Genomic DNA, 18,399 nt, shown 5'->3' on the forward strand with positions numbered 1-18,399 from the left:
CTTGATGTATGGAATCCACTCCCTCCTTTGCCAAGCTAGACTTAGGAGAATGAGATAAATACGAGGGTTCCAATATGTTGAGCAATAATATTATCGCTATCGACCTAGCTAAAAATGTTCTACAAGTCTGTCATATCAGTGTTCATGGTGAAATGCTTTCCAATAAACCTTTAAGCCGACAAAAAACGAAAGAGTTCCTAGCTAAAGCAAAGTCATCCATTGTTGCTATGGAAGGTTGCTGTGGTTGTCACTATTGGGGGCAATTAGCTGAACAATTTGGGCATGAAGTGAGGATCATTAACCCTAAGAAAGTAAAAGGATACCTAGAGGGTCATAAAACGGATCATAACGATGCTCTCGCGATCGCTAACGCCGCAATACAAATTGGCATTAAGTACAGCCGTCCAAAATCACTAGAACAACAATCTATGCATTCTTTAGAAACCAGCCGTAGATTCTTATCTCGCAGTGTGGTTTCCCTAGCGCTTCACATTCGAGGGACGATCTTGGGCTACGGTATAGCAAACTCTAGAGGTGAAAAAGGGTTAAAAGCTTCAGTTCAAACAGTGCTTGATGGAGAAACATCAATACCAACCAATGTCGTATCCGTTCTGTCTATGTTGTGGGAGCAATATAAAGAATTGAAAGCAAAACTCATTGCATTCGAAAAAGAGAAAAACGCTTTAACCCGTCAGATAGAACCTTGCCAACGATTAATGGAAATTGAAGGTGTTGGTGAAACAACTGCTGCAATGCTCTATACAACTCTTGGTGATGGAAAGCAGTTCAAGAATGGAAGACAAGCTTCAGCGTTTGTTGGTCTTACACCCAAACAACACAGTTCAGGAGGCAAGGTCTTTATGATTGGGATCGATAAGTGCGGTGGAGTGAAGGAGCTACGCTCCCTTCTCTATCTTGGTGCAATGTCTTACGTTGGACGACTCCCCGAAAAACCGAAGACTCAAAAGGATGCTTGGTTGAGGAGTATCATAGATCGTATCGGCTTCAAGAAGGCCTGCATTGCACTGGCTAACAAAGTGGTACGGACTGCGTGGGCAATGCTTCGGTATGAGACTGAATACAAACCAGTTTTACTCACCGATTAATCACTAATAAATTGTGATATTTTACAAAATGATGAAGCATAAAAGGTAAGACCAACCTACTGAAAACCTGACCTTTCCGTCATGCTTTCCAAGCTGCTAACTCGATGAGGACAGTAGGTGCGCAAAACATCAAAGGCTAGAGGGTAGCTCCTTCAATAAGAAGCCGAATATACGACCGCATCTTAACTTTCATTGCAAAAATCACTTTGTAAATACGTGGATTCCATATACGAAAAGGGACTAGAAACCCCGATGACATCGAGCGAAATGAACCCCGACCAGAAGTACAACCGCATCAAAGGGCTTTTGACGGAAGTTGTCAGTACGCTCGGGCTGGATTTAACCGATGACAGTCTCGCTGAAACACCTCATCGCATTGCAAAGATGTACGTTCACGAGATATTTTCAGGGCTCGACTACAATAACTTCCCAAAAATTAGTGTTATCGACAACAAAATGTCAGTTGATGAAATGGTTAAGGTATCGGATATAGATTTAACTTCGACGTGCGAACATCACTTCATCACCATCGATGGTTTAGCACAAGTGGCTTATATCCCAGAATCCAAGATTCTTGGGCTATCTAAAATAAACCGTATTGTTCGATTCTTTGCTCAGCGTCCGCAGGTTCAAGAACGCCTTACTCAACAAATCCTGGTCGCTATACAGGCTCTGGTTGAAACAGAAAATGTGGCTGTGACGATTAAAGCAACTCACTACTGCGTTAAATCGAGAGGCGTTATGGACGCTAACTCTGAAACCACCACAACCGCGCTTGGTGGCAGTTTCAAAACTAACCCTCAAACTAGAGCTGAGTTTTTACGATGAGTGAAACGATTCTAATAACTGGAGTGGGGAAGCGTTTAGGATTCGCTCTGGCGCAGCAACTTATATCTGACGGATACAAAGTCGTTGGCACTTACCGAAGCGACTATCCCCAGCTGAAAATACTGCGCGACAGTGGAGCCGACTTACAACAGGTAGACTTTTATCAACAAAGCAGCCTAGAGGGCTTTCTTCATTACGTTGGTCAAGAATATAAGACACTTCGTGCCATCATACATAACGCTTCCGACTGGAAGCCTGAGAACAAGACAAACCCCAGTGAAAACGCATTACAAATCATGAACCAGATGATGACGGTTCACGCTACCGTGCCTTATCTGGTTAACTTAACGCTCAAAGACCAATTAATGTCTGGCGATAAAACGTCGGACATCATCCACATCAGTGATTACGTTGCGGAAAAAGGCAGTAAAAAACACATCGCTTACGCGGCCAGTAAAGCCGCACTCAACAACTTGACGCTGTCGTTCTCAGCGATGCTGGCTCCCAAGGTGAAAGTCAATACTCTCTCTCCTGCCATGATAAAATTCAATGAACATGATGACGAGGCGTACAAAACCAAAGCTCTGAAAAAAGCACTGATTCCCTCAGAGGCAGGCTTTGAAGAAGTGATAGATGGCATTAAGTTTGTTTTGGCTAGTCACTATATGACAGGAAGGACTTTGCACCTTGATGGCGGCAGGCACTTGAAGTGAAGTTCATGCGTTGTGATCTTGAGGCAGGATAGTCAACTAATCTATTCGTCTTTCATATCGTCTAACTACATTTTTTTAAGTTGTCCCTCGACACTTTTTGGGTTTTAGACATTAGAACGTGTTTGCATGGGCGACTCACCAAACAACTGCTTGTAGCTTTGGCAAAAATATCCCAGATGAAAAAAACCAAAGTCAAAGGCGATTTCATTGATGCACCGTTGTTCGCTCGGATTTTGCAGAATGCGCCGTACCTGGTTGAGACGTACATTTTGTATAAATTGTTTTGGTGATATGTCACAACAGGACTCAAAGGTGTATTGCAGCGTACGGCGACTGACATAAACCGCATCGCACAGTTCAGACACGGTGACGGGTTTACGGTACTGCGAGTTATCTAGGTACTGCCTAATTCGACGCATTGTGTTCTCACGCTGTGAGGCATTGGTTTTTTGCATATTTTGATTAGACGATTGAGCGAACAATTCGACCAACATATCTTGAACAATGGATTGATGAGTTTGAAAAGACCAGCGAGATTGACTCGGGGAGAGTAGTAAGCTCAAGTAAGCTTTTATTTGTTGGGTGTAGTGTTGAGAGCAACCAAGAAAGTGGCTCTTGCTGTTTAATGATTCAATCTCTAGCTGTTGCTGAATCATTTCAACCAGTGAAGGGCTTATGACTAACCCATAAATAGAAAAGGTTTCTGGCGTAAGTAGCTCAAAATCCGCCCCAGCCTCACGGATCAAAATACTATCAGGATTACCTTGTGCGTAATTGATGTGTAAAGGTCTATCGTTAGCACTGATCCCTAACCAAATCCCTTCATTAATACGACATTGCTGCTTGAGTTTTCGGTTGCTGTCTTCTCGAAATAGGTGCACGTGAGAAAATTTTCGTTCACGGATCTGACCTAGAAAACTTCCTTGACTCAGTTGGTCATATTCTTGCTGCCAGTTAAAGAGGCTGGCTGCCTGCTGATTTGCATCAAATGTGTTGAATGTGCACAAATTAGGTGCATAACGCATCAATTCTTCATCCTTTCTCATCATTCCATGACCTACCCATGTGACCCATATTAGTACAGTGTGTCTTTAAGTTTATGTTTATTAATGCTTTTTTATGTTTGCCGATTCTTGATATTCATTCGGTTCAAAAATCGCTTAATTACTCATATATACAAAAGGTTATTGAGCAAGAACTGAACCAGTTTATGAAGAGGGAATTTATGACAGCAGCTTATCGCCGACAACAAGGGCACCTGGTTTTTAACTTTGAGTCGTTAGCAGATCTGATGGCAAAGGCTACGCCAGAGCGTTCAGGGGATGTTTTGGCTGGTGTATCTGCGACTTCTGCTGCAGAGCGTGTTGTAGCTCAGATGACACTGGCAGACTTGCCCCTAAAGACGTTTTTAAATGAAGCGGTGATCCCTTATGAAAGTGATGAAGTTACTCGTTTAATCATTGATAGCCATGATAGAGAGGCGTTTAAAGCGATTGATCACCTTACAGTGGGAGACTTTCGGAACTGGCTGCTAAGTGATGAAGCCGATAGTCTCACGCTTGCAAAGCTGCGTCCTGGTTTAACTCCAGAAATGGTGGCTGCAGTGAGTAAGATCATGCGTAATCAGGATTTGATCCAAGTCGCCAAAAAATGTCGGGTAGTGACTGCGTTTCGTAACACCATTGGCTTGCCTAGTCGTTTATCCACCCGTTTACAGCCCAATCATCCAACCGATTCTCTCAATGGCATTGCCGCCAGTATTTTTGATGGTTTGATGTATGGCAATGGTGATGCTGTGATCGGCATTAATCCCGCAACAGATAATGTACCACAGGCAATTAAGTTGATGAATCTGATGGAAGAGGTCATTCAACACTACCAGATCCCGACCCAATCTTGCGTATTAACCCATGTTACAAACACGATTGAAGCGATTGAGATGGGCGCTCCGGTGGATCTCGTCTTTCAATCTATTGGTGGCACTCAAGGTACGAACGACACCTTTGGTATTAACCTTTCGATCCTTAAAGAAGCAAACGAAGCGGCGCTTTCGCTGAACCGAGGCACCGTTGGAAGTAACGTCATGTACTTTGAGACAGGGCAAGGAACATCTCTCTCTGCCAATGCTTTTCATGGTGTGGACCAACAAACTTGTGAGACACGGGCTTATGCCGTAGCGCGTCATTTTAATCCATTGTTGGTTAATACCGTGGTCGGCTTTATCGGCCCTGAATATCTCTTTGATGGAAAACAGATTATTCGAGCAGGGCTTGAGGACCATTTTTGTGGTAAATTGCTTGGCCTGCCGATGGGGTGTGATATCTGCTATACCAACCATGCCTATGCCGATCAAAATGATATGGATAACTTACTGACATTGCTCGGTGTCGCTGAGTGCTCGTTCATTATGGGGATTCCGGGTTCCGATGACATCATGCTCAATTATCAAACAACCTCGTTTCATGATGCACTTTATGCACGCAAGGTGTTGGGTTTAAAACCTGCGCCGGAGTTTGAGGAGTGGCTAACTCAGATGCAGATTTTTGATGATGTAAAAGATGTGCGCCTAAATGAACGACTCTCCGGCTCATTTGCTGGCGCTCTAGCACAACTTAATGGAGGCCCCGCACATGGGTAAGGTGGTCTCTATGGCAAAACATTCTGCTTCTAAGTTGGTAACTCAAAACCCTTGGCACGAGCTTAAAGGTTTTACATCGGCACGTATTGCACTGGGTCGAAGTGGAAATAGCGTTCCAACTAAAGAGTTGCTTTCATTTCAACTCGACCATGCACAGGCGATGGATGCCGTTCATTGTGCTTTAGATGTGGATTCATTGGTTGAGCTCATCGCTCAATCAAACTCGGTCATTCAACACACTTCTCAGGCACCAATTAAGGCGCACAGCAAAGCGACAGACAGATTCATGTATTTGCAAAGGCCGGATCTTGGTCGTGAGCTTGATGACGTCTGTTGGAATCAGTTGCAAGCCGTTCTTCATTCAGAGTCTCCCCCGTTTGATCTCGCGATAGTAGTGGCTGATGGCTTGTCTTCAATTGCCATTCAAAATCATGCAAATCCAGTCATTGAGCATCTGCTTTCTTATTTAGGGGAAGACGAAGTGCCGTGGCATGTTGCTCCTATTACTGTTGTGAGGCAGGGCCGAGTGGCAATAGGAGATGATGTTTGCGAGTGCTTACAAGCCAAGATGGTGGTGGTTTTGATTGGTGAACGCCCGGGACTGACCTCTCCAGATAGCATGGGTATGTACCTGACTTGGCAGGCAAGAAGAGGAGCAAAAGACTCTGATAGGAACTGCATTTCTAATATTCGCCCACAGGGGTTGGCTTATGAAGATGCGTGTAAGCGAGCGGTATACCTATTGAAGGAAGCTCGTCGGCTAGAGCTTTCTGGGGTCAACCTTAAAGACCGTTCGAGTATCGAGGAAGAAGGTGGTGAGCAGTTAGAAGACAAGCACACAGGCAATTTTTTAATTGGATAAAAGACAAAAATAGAGGGATTTACAATGTCAGAACATCAGGAATATTTGGCGCAAAGACAACTTAAAAGGGGCACTGCTGGGTGGATTTTGCTAGCAGGGTTAGGCGTTTCATACGTGATCTCTGGTGACTTTGCAGGCTGGAACTTTGGTATCGGTCAAGCTGGTTGGGGAGGCTTTCTTATTGCTGCAATTGCTATGGCGGTGATGTACTTTACCCTTGTCCTTTCTTTGGCGGAGATGTCTGCGGCTATTCCCGCTGCAGGAGGTGGCTATAGTTTTGCTCGACAAGCCATGGGACCAACGGGGGGATTTTTTACCGGCTTATCCGTCTTAATTGAGTATGCCCTTGCACCTGCCGCGATTGTCATTTTTATTGGCTCAGCGGTGAATGAACTAATGGGTATCGATGGTCCTCTTGTTTACGCGATCTTTTATGCCATCTTTATCGGTATTCATATGGCAGGGGTAGGAGAAGCTCTGAAAGTCATGATGGTCATCAGTGGGTTAGCCGTACTAGCAATTCTTATGACAGCAGGCGTATTGGTTAGTGAGTTTGATGCTAATAATCTGTTTGATATCGCTCCGGCAACCGCACAAGCCACAGAACTACTTCCTTTTGGTTGGTATGGTGTATGGGCGGCACTACCGTTTGCAATGTGGCTTTTTCTTGCGGTAGAAGGGGTTCCACTGGCTGCTGAAGAGGCGAAAAACCCGGCCAAGGATGTACCCAAAGGTATTATCGGCGCAATGTTATTCTTACTGGTCACCGCTACCTTAGTCGTTCTGCTGCTTGCGGGCGCTGTGGGTTCTGAAGCGATTGCGAATAGTGCCGTTCCTCTAGTCGATGCCTTGAAGTTGACCGGTAATCCAACCGTTGCAACGGCTGTTAATATACTAGGACTTGCAGGACTTATTGCTTCATTCTTCTCGATTATCTACGGTTATAGCCGCTTAGTGTTTGCATTGTCTCGTGCGGGTTACTTGCCTCAAAGCTTGTCGCTTACAAACAAAAACAAAGTGCCTGCTCGTGCTTTAGTGGTGCCGGGTGTGTTTGGTTTTGCTGTGTCATTGACCGGAGAAGGCGACCTGATCTTGGCGATGGCGGTAGTGGGGGCGACAGTGTCTTATGCATTAATGTCGCTTAGTCATATATTGTTGCGTATCAAGCAACCAGAGCTTCACCGTCCATACAAAACACCGGGTGGCATGCTGACTTCCGGCACTTCACTAGTGCTGTCGCTTATTGCAATGACGGGTGTTTATGCTTTTGACCCATCTGCATTCTTTATGACTATGGGACTCTTTGTGATTGGTGGTGCTTATTATGGCCTATATAGCCGTAATAAATTGGTCGCATCGACCGCTGAGGAAGAGTTTGAGATGCTGTCGGTTGCAGAGAAAGAGCTTGAGGCTACTAATTAGATTCAATTTCTAATGGTATTTAAGGCTCTAGTGCTTTGCTGGAGCCTTTATTACACTACTTGTAGTAACTTGCGTGTAAACCCCAATCGCCATCACCTCTAACGATAAATATTAATTTAGAAATAGTGCTGTTTTAGGATCATTTTCTTGGAACGTTTTTGTCCAGACACTTGTCATGATTTTTTATAACGAGTTAGATTCATAGCGACGAGCCCCGAAGTTCATTGATAGTGAAGTTTTCATCGCGCTAATCATGTCGATTGCCTTTCTCTAAAGATAAGTTGAAATGATGCAAAGGAAGAATTCGGCATAGATTATGAATGGGATTGATTCAGTAGACGGAATATATGATTCACTAGTAATTAGGATGAATTACTGTTCGCATGTGTATATGTAGCCTACTCCAGACTAATTTCCCTCACACCCCAACACTGCGACAAACGCATCCAAATACTTTTCTATAGTTAAATCCGCAGAAACGGGCGGTAGTTCTACAGTAATGCACGGTAGGTTTCTTTCCTGACACCATGTGCCGAATGAGCCTGGGGTTTCGTAATCGACGTCTTCAACGAGCGGCAGGTTGAATTGCTTACCTAGCCAAGTGGTGAGTTCTGATCGATCGGGGTCATCGACCATGGCGAGTGGTTCGTGAAAAGAGATGACGAATTTAGGTTGGCGCTGTTCGATGAGGTTTATGAGCGATTGCACTTCAGGTTCAAGTTGTTCGGCTTGCCCGGTTTTCACTTTTACATCTCTGACTGGTGTGTGGGAGCTCCAGCGATACACGGTGCCGTTTTCTGTCCAGTTTTGAGTTGGGAAGGCGCGGTTCAGATCGACTTGGTTGGCGTTGGCGCGAGTGCCTAATTGATTGCCATCTGGGTTCATCGACAGGATCACATCGTGTCTCAAGTTGGCGGCTGGCAAGCTTCTCAGCGCACAAGATAATCCTGCAATAGAAGCGGTTTCATCACCGTGTGTGCCTGCTAAGATCAGCCCGCGAGACTCGCTTTCTATTTGCGCGGGGAAATAGAGCAAAGGCGCACCCAACACTGATTTTCCATATGACAGCGGCTTTATTGAAAATGCAGCTCTTTCCGTTCTTGGAATTAAACTCACCTTTATCTCCTGATTGATCAAGTACTATCAAGTATTAACGATTACACAAACTTACTTAGATAAACGAAAGCATTAAAACTCGTCAACAGTCGCATTGTTAATTTTATTACTTGCTTCAAAGATAGGCTAGGAGAGCAAAAACATATGGATTTTAAGAAACACTCAACGGCGTTACTCATTTCATCTCTATTGACCCCCTTTATCTCAGTAACTGCCGTTGCTGACACGTTGCCTGCGGGAACCACTCTGGCAGAGCAGCAACACTTAGTGCGCGCTAATGATGCGGAAGCGGCGACACTAGATCCGGCAAAGGCAGAAGGCCTTCCAGAAATGCACATTCTACGTGACCTGTTTGAAGGTTTAGTGATTCAAGACCGCGATGGCAACATTACTCCAGGTGTGGCGGAATCTTGGGAAACCGAAGACAACAAAACGTTTGTATTCCAACTGCGCAAAGACGCGCAGTGGTCGAATGGCGATCCTGTGACGGCCGATGATTTCGTGTATGCGATAAGACGCGCGGTAGACCCAAAAACGGCATCGCCAAATGTGTGGTACATGAAGCTCACCAAAATCAACAATATTGCTGATGTGGCAGAAGGTAAGAAGCCGATTGAAGAACTAGGCGTGTCGGCTATTGATAAGCACACCGTCCGTTTTGAACTCGACAGCCAAGTACCTTACTTTGTGGCAATGACGGGCCACACATCTATGATGCCAGTGCATCAATCAGCCCTAGAAAGTAGCGACAAGCCGTGGAGCGACCCTAAGCAATTTGTTGGTAATGGAGCATTTGTGCTAGACGAGTGGGTGGTGAACGAGCGCATTGAGCTGAAGAAGAACCCGAAATATTGGGACAGTTCAGATACGCATTTAACCGAAGTGACTTACATTCCGTTTGAGAACCAGAATGCCTCGATTAACCGTTATGCTGTGGGCGAGGTCGATATTACTTCGGACGTGCCGACACATATGGCGCAGCAGCTAAAAACCAAATACCAAGATGCGTTTACCGCAGTGCCTTTGCTGTGTACTTACTACTATGCGTTCAATACAACACGACCACCATTCGATGACGCACGAGTCCGTAAGGCTGTCTCTTATTCCATGATGCGTGACGTTATCACCAATGGTGTTACTCAGGTCGGCAACTTACCGGCTTATACCTTTGCTCATGAGTACACGGCTGGTTTTGATGCGACACAACCTGAATACAGTACTTGGACTCAGAAGGAGCGTGATCAAAAAGCAAAAGAGCTACTGAAAGAAGCGGGCTACGATGCGTCTAATCCGTTGGACTTCAAACTGCTTTACAACACCAGTGAATCGAACAAGTCCATAGCAGTGGCGATTGCATCAATGCTGAGAGGCAACTTAGGTGCACAAGTTGAGCTTGAAAACCAAGAGTGGAAGTCTTACTTGGTGTCACGTCGCCAAGGTGATTTCGATGTAATGCGCGCCTCTTGGTGTGGTGACTATAACGAAGCATCAACCTTCTTGAGCCTATTGCGCTCTGGTTCTTCGGGTAACTTTGCTCGTTACAATAACGACAAGTACGACGCAGCAATGGACAGCGCCTTAGCTGCAACCAGTGAACAAGATCGCCAAGGTTTCTATGATCAAGCAGAACAGTTGTTGGCAGAAGATATGCCGATCGCACCAATTTACTACTACATGCAGGCTCGCCTAGTGCGACCAAGTGTCGGTGGTTTTGCGAAAAACAATGTGGAAGGGCGTATCTACTCTAAGGATCTCTACATCAAAGAGTAATTGCGTTTGATTCACGCGGCGACACACCGCTAAGAACATGAAATAAAGAAAAGGGACGTTGATCATAAATATCTGATCAACGTCCCTTCGTCATTAATCTGTAACGGTAAGCGCAAAAAACTGAAACCTGATTGAAGTATTTTTCACTTTTATTTCAATCAGGTGAAGCCATGTTACCCCCTCTACGCGCTCTTGTTGCGTTCGAAGCTGTTGCTCGTCTTGGTTCCATTGGTGCAGCTGCCCGAGAGCTTTGTGTCACGCAAGCGGCGGTTAGCCAACAGCTCAAAAGTTTAGAAACCTTCCTTGATACCACTTTGTTTGAACGCAGCTCCAAAGGCGTAAAGCTGACGTCATCTGCCCAGCACTATCAACCGATTGTTGCGGGTTCATTAGCACACCTGAAATTACAGACTCAAATCCTCTTCGGGGAAAAAGAAACCGACGTGTTGAGCCTGCGCGTTAATCACACCTTTTGCCATAACTGGCTGTTACCTCGCCTGCCATCCTTCTATAAAAAATACCCTTTTATCAGGCTTGATATTCAGCTGGTGGACTGGCCATCAACCAACCCTTGTCAGAATGTGGATATCGAGCTGACCAACGGCAAGGTCGAAAGCGAAGACACCCATTGCGAGCGATTGTTTCAAGAACATTGGCAGTTAGTGTGCAGCCCTCAATTCAAATCCGAGCATCAAGAGTTACTCAGCAAGCATGACTTTGCTGCTCTGCCGACGGTTCAGGTCAAAGGCTACCGAGAGAACTGGCTGCAATGGCTTGGACATAACCAATTCGAGATGACATTACCTAAGGTTCTGCTCGAAGTGAGTAACTCTCTACATGCCTTAGAAGCGGTTAAACATGGCATTGGAATGTTGTTGGTGCGTTCGCTCGCGGTGTCTGAATTGCTCAATAAGGAAGACCTTGTATTGGCAAGCGAATCCTCGATGCCTGCCGAATCTGCCCACTATTTGATTACGAAACACAGTCGCAGCGCGAAGGTGAATTTCTTCTGTGATTGGCTTTATCACCAGATGGAAGACGGTGAACTGGAGTAAAGATTTTCTTATGGATAGCCATAAAAAAAATGAAGGGTGCTCTTACTAACCTGTCACACAAACCCCTTAATTTAACCGCATACAAATAAGGACGAGGTCACCATGAGTGCTTTCTCAGAACCAATGAAAAACCGCTTAAAGGTACTGTTATTTACCGCACCGTTGTTGGTGCCACTGTTTACTTTTTGGCTCGTACCATTTGGTTATTCAATTTATATCAGCTTCACCGATTGGGATTACATCTCGCCAGATTATTCGTTCATCGGTTTAGAAAATTACGAGTATATGGTTGAGGACTACGAGTTCATTCAAGCGGTGCTCAACACGTTTTGGTTCTCGGTCGGTGTGGTGATTCCAACCATCATTCTTGGGCTTGTGTTTGCGATGTTGCTGCACAAAAACTTCAAGGGTAGCCAATTCTATCGTGCGGTGATCTTCTCTCCTTGGATCACGCCAACGGTCGCGGTGTCGATTGTTTGGTCTTGGGTGTTCGAGACGAAGTCGGGCTTGGCAAATCACTTATTAGAGTCGGCTGGGTTTAGTGCGATTCCATGGTTAGAGAATGGAAACACAGCCTTGATTGCGGTGATTATCGTGACGGTTTGGCAGGCGATTGGCTGGACGATGCTGTTTTACATCAGTGCGCTCAACAAGATTCCTGAGTCTCTGTACGAAGCGTCTTTGATTGATGGTTGCAGCAGCTTAACGCGTTTTTTGAAGATAACGCTGCCACTGATTTCACCAACTACGTTCTTCTTGGTGGTGGTCAATATTATTACGGCAATGCAGGCGTTCGATCAGTTCCAGATCTTAACGCAGGGCGGGCCAGGCGGTGAGACTCGTACCTTGTTGTACTTGTTCTACCAACAAGCCTTTGAGCGTTACGAAATGGGACCGGCAGCCGCGACATCGTTAGTGATATTCCTGATTACTGGATTGTTGGCACTTATTAATACCTACATCGGCAAGCGCTGGGTGTACTACTAGTCGATTTTTGAAAGGACAGAATTATGACCACGCAAGTATTGGATGCCAATCAAGTATTAAACCAGAGCGCAGCGAAAGCCAAAGTTATAGCACAAACCAAAGCGACCAAATCAGAGGTTGCGTCAAAGAAGATTTCAGTGGATCGCCGTTCGTTCCTCGCACTGGCTAAGCACGTGTTCTTGGCAACGTGCGGAACCATTATGGTGTTCCCGTTCTTGTGGATGTTGTCTGGTTCACTGAAAAGCAACGATGAGATCTTTGCTAACCCACTGGATTTGATTCCAGAGCAATTCCGCTGGGAAACCTTTGTCGAAACCTTTCACAGCGCGCCGTTTGGCTTGTACATCTTCAACAGTTTTAGCGTGGCTTTGTTCACTACGTTTTTGGTGATTGTGAATTCGGCGATGTTTGCATATGCGCTGACTCAGCTGAAGTTTCGCTCAAAGACGGTGCTCTATTTCATCGTGATGGGTTGTTACATGCTGCCGGGCGCGGTGACTTACATTCCGTCTTATATCACCTTAGCAAAACTGGGTTTGTTGGATTCGCACATGGGGCTAGTGGCGTCGAACGCGGCGTCGGTTTTCGGTGTGTTCTATCTACGCCAAGTGTTTATCAAGGTGCACCCGTCGCTGATTGAAGCGGCACGAATTGATGGTGCAGGTGAGCTCAAGATCTTATGGGCAATCATCTTACCGCAATGCCGAGCAGCAGTCGCAACACTGTTCCTCATCACTTTTATTACCAATTACAACAGCTACATGTGGCCAAGCCTGGTGATTACGACTCAGGATTTAAATCTGATCGCTACTGGTATTCGTCACTACTTTATTGCCGAAGGTAACTATGGGTTGAACTGGTCGCAAATTATGGCGGCGAGCACCATTGCAGTATTGCCTTTGTTAATTCTATTCGTCATTTGTCAAAAGACGATTCTTTCAGGTATCGCCGATAACGGCGTAAAAGAGTAAACGGAAATGAAATTAAAAACTCTCGCACTAGTGTGTGCTGGCGTAGCAAGCGCGTCTATGTTCTCTAGCAGTGTTCTAGCCGCAACCGAAGTTAACTTTTGGTATTCCGGTGGTACTAAGCCACAGCAAATGATGACTAAGCTCATCGAAGAGTTCAACGCGAGCCAAGATGAGTATGTGGTGAAGCCAGCATTGCAAGGCAACTACACGGAAACCTACCAGAAGCTGCAAGCAGGTCTAGCGTCTAGAACTGCACCTGAACTTGTGCTGCTAGATTCAGGTCGTGCGGAAGCGATGCACGGACGTGGTTTGAGCCGTGACCTAACGCCGTTCATGGATGAAGAGTTCAACTTCTCTGATTTCATTGGCGCGTTTAAAGACCAAGTGACGGCAGACGACGGTACCATCATCGGCTTACCTGCTTACGGTACGACTCAAGTGTTTTACTACAACAAGCAGGTATTGGCAGATAACGGCTTTACTGAGCAAGACCTAAACACATGGCAAGGCGTGGCTAAGGTCGCGGAGAAAGTTACCCAACGTGATGACAAAGGCAACGTGACCTTCTACGGCTGGGAGCCGATGTGGGGCCAAGACAACATGATTGACGCGGCTTTCTCTAACGGCGCGAAGATCATCAGTGATGATGGCAAAACCGTGTTAATCGATTCGGCTGAATGGGTTGAAGTGTGGGACAGCTTCCGTAAGTGGATCCACGATGATCAAATCATGCGTATTCACTACGGCGGTCAAGGTTGGGAATACTGGTACAAAACCATCGATGACGTAATGAAAGACAACGCGTTGGGTTACACCGGTTCATCGGGCGACCAAGGTGATTTGGACTTCACTAAGCTTTCAGCAACCACACAGCCAGGTTGGGGTTCAAACCCTTCTGCACCACAAGCAGGTGCGCTGGTTTACGTGATGCCAAAAGGCACAGACGAAGCTGCTGCAAAAGGCGCGTTCGAATTCGTTGAGTTCTACACCAATGCGAAGAACACGGCGGCATGGTCAATGTTCACGGGGTACATCCCAGTGCGTAACAGCGTTTCTGAAGTACCAGAATACCAAGCGTTCACTAAAGATAACCCGCAAGCTCTGATTCCTTTGAAGCAAGCGAACACGGCGACCAAAGACTTCCTAGACCCTACCAACGGTAAGATCATGGACGCTCTGAAAGTGGCAGCGGATCAGATTCAAATCCAAAACGTGCCTGCTGACCAAGCGCTAAAACAAGCGGCGAAGAAAGCACAACGTGCACTAGACCGAGCGAATCGTTCTTAATCTGTAAAGCGGTTAGCTCTTGGCTATTAGTAACGAAGAGCGATTAACTAACAAAGGCCTATCTATTCGGGTGGGCCTCTTTTTACCCAGTCCTTCAATTAGGACGAACTTGGTGAAGACAATGACCCAATTTCAAGGTGAGCTGCCGTTTGGCAGAGTACGTATCCCCTTTGATGTACCAGCAGGTTCTCACTGCGTAACCATTACAGGTACGACGGTGAAAAAAGGATTCTTGTACGCAGCGGCCTACGATGCCAACCAAGCATTTCGTGGCAAGGTGTTGTTTGAAAAGGCGCACAAGTCACTCACAATTCAACCGCAAAACTCAGGGCTAGGCGCAATTGATGGTGCGATTCCATCGGGCGAATGGTTCTTAGAACTTTACAATCTCGAAGGTGAGTTTCGCACCGAGCGTGCGATGCAGTATCAAGTCGATGTGCTTTGCTCTGATGACTTAGTTAATCATTCTAATGAGCTAAATACTGACGGAATTGAGAGTGAGCTAGAACTGAACCCAACAGTCACAACGGATCATGATATCGAGTTCGACTACAGCCACATGTTGAGCTCTGATTCTCGTTGGTATCGCGGCGATTTACACGCCCACACTCAGCTTTCTGATGGTCACAATACCTTGGCCGCGGCGAAAGATATTGTGGAATCACAAGGGCTCGATTTCTTCTTCTTCACCGAGCACAACATTTGTCAGCCTAAGTTGCCTGTATCAAACCAATGTTTGTTTTTACCAGCGTTAGAAGTCACGACCGATCTCGGGCACTTCAATGTGCATGGCCCGGTTAAGTCATTAGACCTTAGAGACGTTGAACATAGCAGCCAAGCGACGATGGAAGCGGGATTGAACTTAGCTAAAAGTGGAGACAGTTCCCTTGGCATTAATCACCCGATGATGAAGCCGTGGCATTGGCATTACGATCAAGTGGATCTCAGCCAAGTGTCTACGTTTGAAGTGTGTTGTGACCCAACTTGGTCGACCTCACCGAAAGCGACCGAAGATGCGTTATTAGTTCTCAATGACATGTGGAATTGTGGCCAGCGTATTACGGCGATTGGCGGCAGTGATTCGCACCTTGAGCCCCATGAACGTAATCCTAAATCGGATGAGCCTTCTATCTATGGTGACCCATCCACCTTCGTTTACAGCCATGGCTTAAGTGGTGAAGGAATTTTGTCGGGTCTGCGCAATGGACAAGTGTATTTAGAGCGTCGTTGCGGCTTGAAGTTTGACATCAACCTGGGTGACTTGCTTCCGGGTAATGATTCTAAAGGGCAGGCACTTAGTTATCGTATCGCAGTCACTGATTCAGAAAACCCTTACTACGCGGAGTGCGTAGTTGATGGCGAGATTGTAGATCGAATCGCTTTGAGTGATGAGCTGCAAAGTATCCATATTGAGGAAGGGTACCGTTGGTGTCGAGTCGATATTCGTCGTGGGGAGCTTTCTTCAGCACTAATCAACACTACTCAACCTTCATCTAACGAGCATGAATTTGAAGGCTGCATCAATGCCGTATTCGACGGCAAACAACCAGAATTTAACCAACCCCTAGTGCGTACTTGGGGAGAACTAATGGAGCGAATGAGCCGTGATGAAGTTTAAGGCGATGTTATTTGATAAAGACGGCACATTGTTAGAGTTCCACAAGATGTGGCTTAACGTTTCTCGTGGTGCTTGTGAGCGTGTGAAATCTTACAGTGACCAGCATCAGGGTAATCAAACTGTCACACCTGCTGAGTTACTCTTGGCTATCGGCGTGGAAGGTGATGTGGTTGATAACTATGGACTATTAGCCTCAAACCCAGTGGAAGATACCGCAACAGCGTGGTTCAACATGCTGCAACCTAATGTCTCGCTCGCTGAGTTCACTAAGGTGACCAAAGCCGCTTTCAATGACGAAGTGGAAGAGAACCCAAGCTGGATTGAAGCACTACCAGGTGTGGCTGAAAAGCTTGGCCTGTTTAAGCAGCAAGGCATGATTTTAGGCATCGCGACCGCAGACACCAAAGACTCAACCATCTACACACTAGAGCAATCGGGTTTGAGCGAGATGTTTGATTATGTCGGTTACTCAGATGGTGATATCGAACCTAAACCAGCGCCAGCACTGCTCAATGCCTTCTGTGAACAATGCGGTATTGAGCCTCATGAGGTGATCATGTTTGGTGACACGGTTTCGGATATGGAATTTGGCCGCAATGCAGGCGCAAGCAATGTCGGTGTTCTGACGGGGACTGCACAACACAGCGAGTTAGAGCCAGTGGCGGATCTGGTTATAGCATCAGTCGCCCATTTTGAGCTCAACCAACTGCAAGAACGTGGCTAAAACGTCCACGACAGATTGCAAAGATAGTATTTAACGAATTGATTTAAGGACAGGTTATGGCTGAAGTCACACTGAGAGGGGTAGAAAAAACCTACCCAAATGGTTTTAAGGCTGTGCACGGTGTCGATCTGAATATTCGCGAAGGTGAGTTCATGGTGTTTGTTGGGCCGTCTGGCTGCGCAAAATCTACGACACTTCGCATGATCGCAGGCCTTGAAGATATCTCAGAAGGCGATGTCTACATTGGCGATAAGCGTGTAAACGAATTGCCACCTAAAGATCGTGGTATCTCGATGGTGTTTCAGAACTACGCGCTTTATCCGCACATGTCGGTGTACGAAAACATGGCTTTTGGCCTGAAGCAACAGAAGCTGCCAAAGCATGAAATCAATGAGCGAATTGAAGATGCAGCCAAGACTCTCGATATCGAACACCTGCTAAATAATAAGCCGGGTGAAATGTCGGGTGGTCAAAGGCAGCGTGTGGCGCTTGGCCGTGCGATGGTGCGTAAGCCAGATGTGTTTTTGTTTGACGAGCCCTTGTCTAACTTGGATGCCAAGCTGCGTGTTTCGACTCGTGTCAGCATTGCACAGCTGCACAATAACCTGAAGCAAGAAGGGCAGAACGCCACCATGATCTATGTGACACACGATCAGGTGGAAGCCATGACCCTTGGCGATCGCATCTGTGTGTTGAATCAAGGTGAGATTATGCAAGTCGATACGCCAATGAACCTTTATCAGTACCCAGCAAACAAGTTTGTCGCAGGCTTTATTGGTTCGCCAGCGATGAATCTTCTCAAGGTGAGATTGGATGAGATTGATGGCGTGATGAACGTGGTCTCTGAAAGTGGGACTCGTTGGACACTGCCACAAGACAAGCAGATTATCGCTCGTGAAAAGATGGGTGAGTGGGTATGGTTTGGTGTTCGTCCAGAGCACATTCAACTGGCTAATCACGATGCGCCGCTGGCGGAAGTGAATACTCAAACGCACAGGCTTGATGTGGTTGAGTCGATGGGTAATGAGCTGTATCTCTACTTTAAATTCGGTGCAGATAAGCTGGTGGCTCGCGTGCCTTTTGATGCGGATCGCACGGCAAACAGTGGTGAAGAAACGGTGCTGCATTTCAACACCAGCCAATGTCACCTGTTCGATTTAGAAACCGAAGAGACGCTCGATCCTAAGAGCTGATTCTGTTGATCCTACGAGTTGTTTTGTAAAAAGAAATCCCCATTCGTTGACTAGACGAATGGGGATTTTAGTTACTAGGGGTAGTTACTTTATCAATAGTGAACATTCA

The 18,399-nt window shown here is 46.1% G+C and carries 16 protein-coding genes; 14 read left to right on the plus strand and 2 right to left on the minus strand.

Features of this window, described 5'->3' with window-relative positions; genetic code table 11:
- The first annotated feature begins 74 nt into the window (after positions 1 to 74).
- The 3 genes from AB4371_RS20210 to folM all read left to right on the plus strand — a co-directional run bounded on the left by AB4371_RS20210 (position 75) and on the right by folM (position 2,647).
- Complete coding sequence (locus AB4371_RS20210) at positions 75 to 1,106, plus strand: IS110 family transposase (RefSeq protein WP_010429930.1); 1,032 nt, start codon at positions 75 to 77, stop codon at positions 1,104 to 1,106.
- Positions 1,107 to 1,358: 252 nt separating this feature from the next.
- Positions 1,359 to 1,934, plus strand: a complete 576-nt coding sequence (folE, locus tag AB4371_RS20215; protein ID WP_372150572.1) for a GTP cyclohydrolase I FolE — start codon at positions 1,359 to 1,361, stop codon at positions 1,932 to 1,934.
- The gene (folM, locus tag AB4371_RS20220; RefSeq protein WP_372150573.1) at positions 1,931 to 2,647 is read left to right on the plus strand and encodes a dihydromonapterin reductase; all 717 of its coding nucleotides are present in this window, start codon (positions 1,931 to 1,933) and stop codon (positions 2,645 to 2,647) included. Before folE ends, folM begins: the two co-directional genes overlap by 4 nt.
- A gap of 104 nt (positions 2,648 to 2,751) precedes the next feature.
- Here folM and AB4371_RS20225 read toward each other — a convergent pair whose 3' ends face one another.
- A complete protein-coding gene (locus tag AB4371_RS20225; protein WP_017067657.1) occupies positions 2,752 to 3,672 on the minus strand; it encodes a helix-turn-helix domain-containing protein in 921 nt (306 codons plus the stop codon).
- Between the two features lie 200 nt (positions 3,673 to 3,872).
- Between AB4371_RS20225 and AB4371_RS20230 the strand changes: the two genes are divergently transcribed.
- From AB4371_RS20230 to eat, 3 genes are read left to right on the plus strand one after another with little or no spacing between them, the layout of a single operon-like run.
- Complete coding sequence (locus AB4371_RS20230; protein ID WP_017061645.1) at positions 3,873 to 5,285, plus strand: ethanolamine ammonia-lyase subunit EutB; 1,413 nt, start codon at positions 3,873 to 3,875, stop codon at positions 5,283 to 5,285.
- Positions 5,278 to 6,147, plus strand: coding sequence for an ethanolamine ammonia-lyase subunit EutC (gene eutC / locus AB4371_RS20235; protein WP_372128208.1), 870 nt, complete (start codon positions 5,278 to 5,280; stop codon positions 6,145 to 6,147). The genes AB4371_RS20230 and eutC overlap by 8 nt, the downstream gene beginning before the upstream one ends.
- Positions 6,148 to 6,171: 24 nt before the next feature.
- Positions 6,172 to 7,569 (plus strand): ethanolamine permease, encoded by a 1,398-nt coding sequence (gene eat / locus AB4371_RS20240; protein WP_017061647.1) that lies wholly within the window; start codon positions 6,172 to 6,174, stop codon positions 7,567 to 7,569.
- 408 nt (positions 7,570 to 7,977) lie between these two features.
- Here the strand turns inward: eat and mpaA are convergent, their stop codons facing one another.
- Positions 7,978 to 8,685: a murein tripeptide amidase MpaA gene (gene mpaA / locus AB4371_RS20245; protein WP_137001686.1), complete on the minus strand. Its 708-nt coding sequence runs from the start codon at positions 8,683 to 8,685 to the stop codon at positions 7,978 to 7,980.
- 144 nt (positions 8,686 to 8,829) lie between these two features.
- Here mpaA and AB4371_RS20250 point away from each other — a divergent pair, with 144 nt between their 5' ends.
- The 8 genes from AB4371_RS20250 (at position 8,830) to AB4371_RS20285 (ending at position 18,290) form a co-directional block, all read left to right on the plus strand.
- Entirely contained in the window at positions 8,830 to 10,455 is a 1,626-nt protein-coding gene (locus AB4371_RS20250; RefSeq protein WP_372128207.1) for an ABC transporter substrate-binding protein, read from the plus strand.
- Between the two features lie 170 nt (positions 10,456 to 10,625).
- Complete coding sequence (locus AB4371_RS20255) at positions 10,626 to 11,510, plus strand: LysR substrate-binding domain-containing protein (protein ID WP_372150574.1); 885 nt, start codon at positions 10,626 to 10,628, stop codon at positions 11,508 to 11,510.
- Positions 11,511 to 11,612: 102 nt separating this feature from the next.
- Positions 11,613 to 12,497, plus strand: a complete 885-nt coding sequence (locus tag AB4371_RS20260) for a carbohydrate ABC transporter permease (protein WP_239962038.1) — start codon at positions 11,613 to 11,615, stop codon at positions 12,495 to 12,497.
- Positions 12,498 to 12,520: 23 nt separating this feature from the next.
- Entirely contained in the window at positions 12,521 to 13,468 is a 948-nt protein-coding gene (locus tag AB4371_RS20265) for a carbohydrate ABC transporter permease (RefSeq protein WP_372150575.1), read from the plus strand.
- A gap of 6 nt (positions 13,469 to 13,474) precedes the next feature.
- Positions 13,475 to 14,755, plus strand: a complete 1,281-nt coding sequence (locus tag AB4371_RS20270; RefSeq protein WP_372150576.1) for an extracellular solute-binding protein — start codon at positions 13,475 to 13,477, stop codon at positions 14,753 to 14,755.
- A gap of 121 nt (positions 14,756 to 14,876) precedes the next feature.
- Positions 14,877 to 16,373 (plus strand): CehA/McbA family metallohydrolase, encoded by a 1,497-nt coding sequence (locus AB4371_RS20275; RefSeq protein WP_372150577.1) that lies wholly within the window; start codon positions 14,877 to 14,879, stop codon positions 16,371 to 16,373.
- The gene (locus tag AB4371_RS20280) at positions 16,363 to 17,097 is read left to right on the plus strand and encodes an HAD family hydrolase (RefSeq protein WP_065605892.1); all 735 of its coding nucleotides are present in this window, start codon (positions 16,363 to 16,365) and stop codon (positions 17,095 to 17,097) included. Before AB4371_RS20275 ends, AB4371_RS20280 begins: the two co-directional genes overlap by 11 nt.
- 56 nt (positions 17,098 to 17,153) lie before the next feature.
- Positions 17,154 to 18,290 (plus strand): ABC transporter ATP-binding protein, encoded by a 1,137-nt coding sequence (locus AB4371_RS20285; protein ID WP_372150578.1) that lies wholly within the window; start codon positions 17,154 to 17,156, stop codon positions 18,288 to 18,290.
- Positions 18,291 to 18,399: the final 109 nt, after the last annotated feature.

The organism is Vibrio sp. 10N.261.51.A3, assembly GCF_041471965.1.
In the GTDB taxonomy this organism is placed as follows: Bacteria; Pseudomonadota; Gammaproteobacteria; order Enterobacterales; family Vibrionaceae; genus Vibrio; species Vibrio crassostreae_C.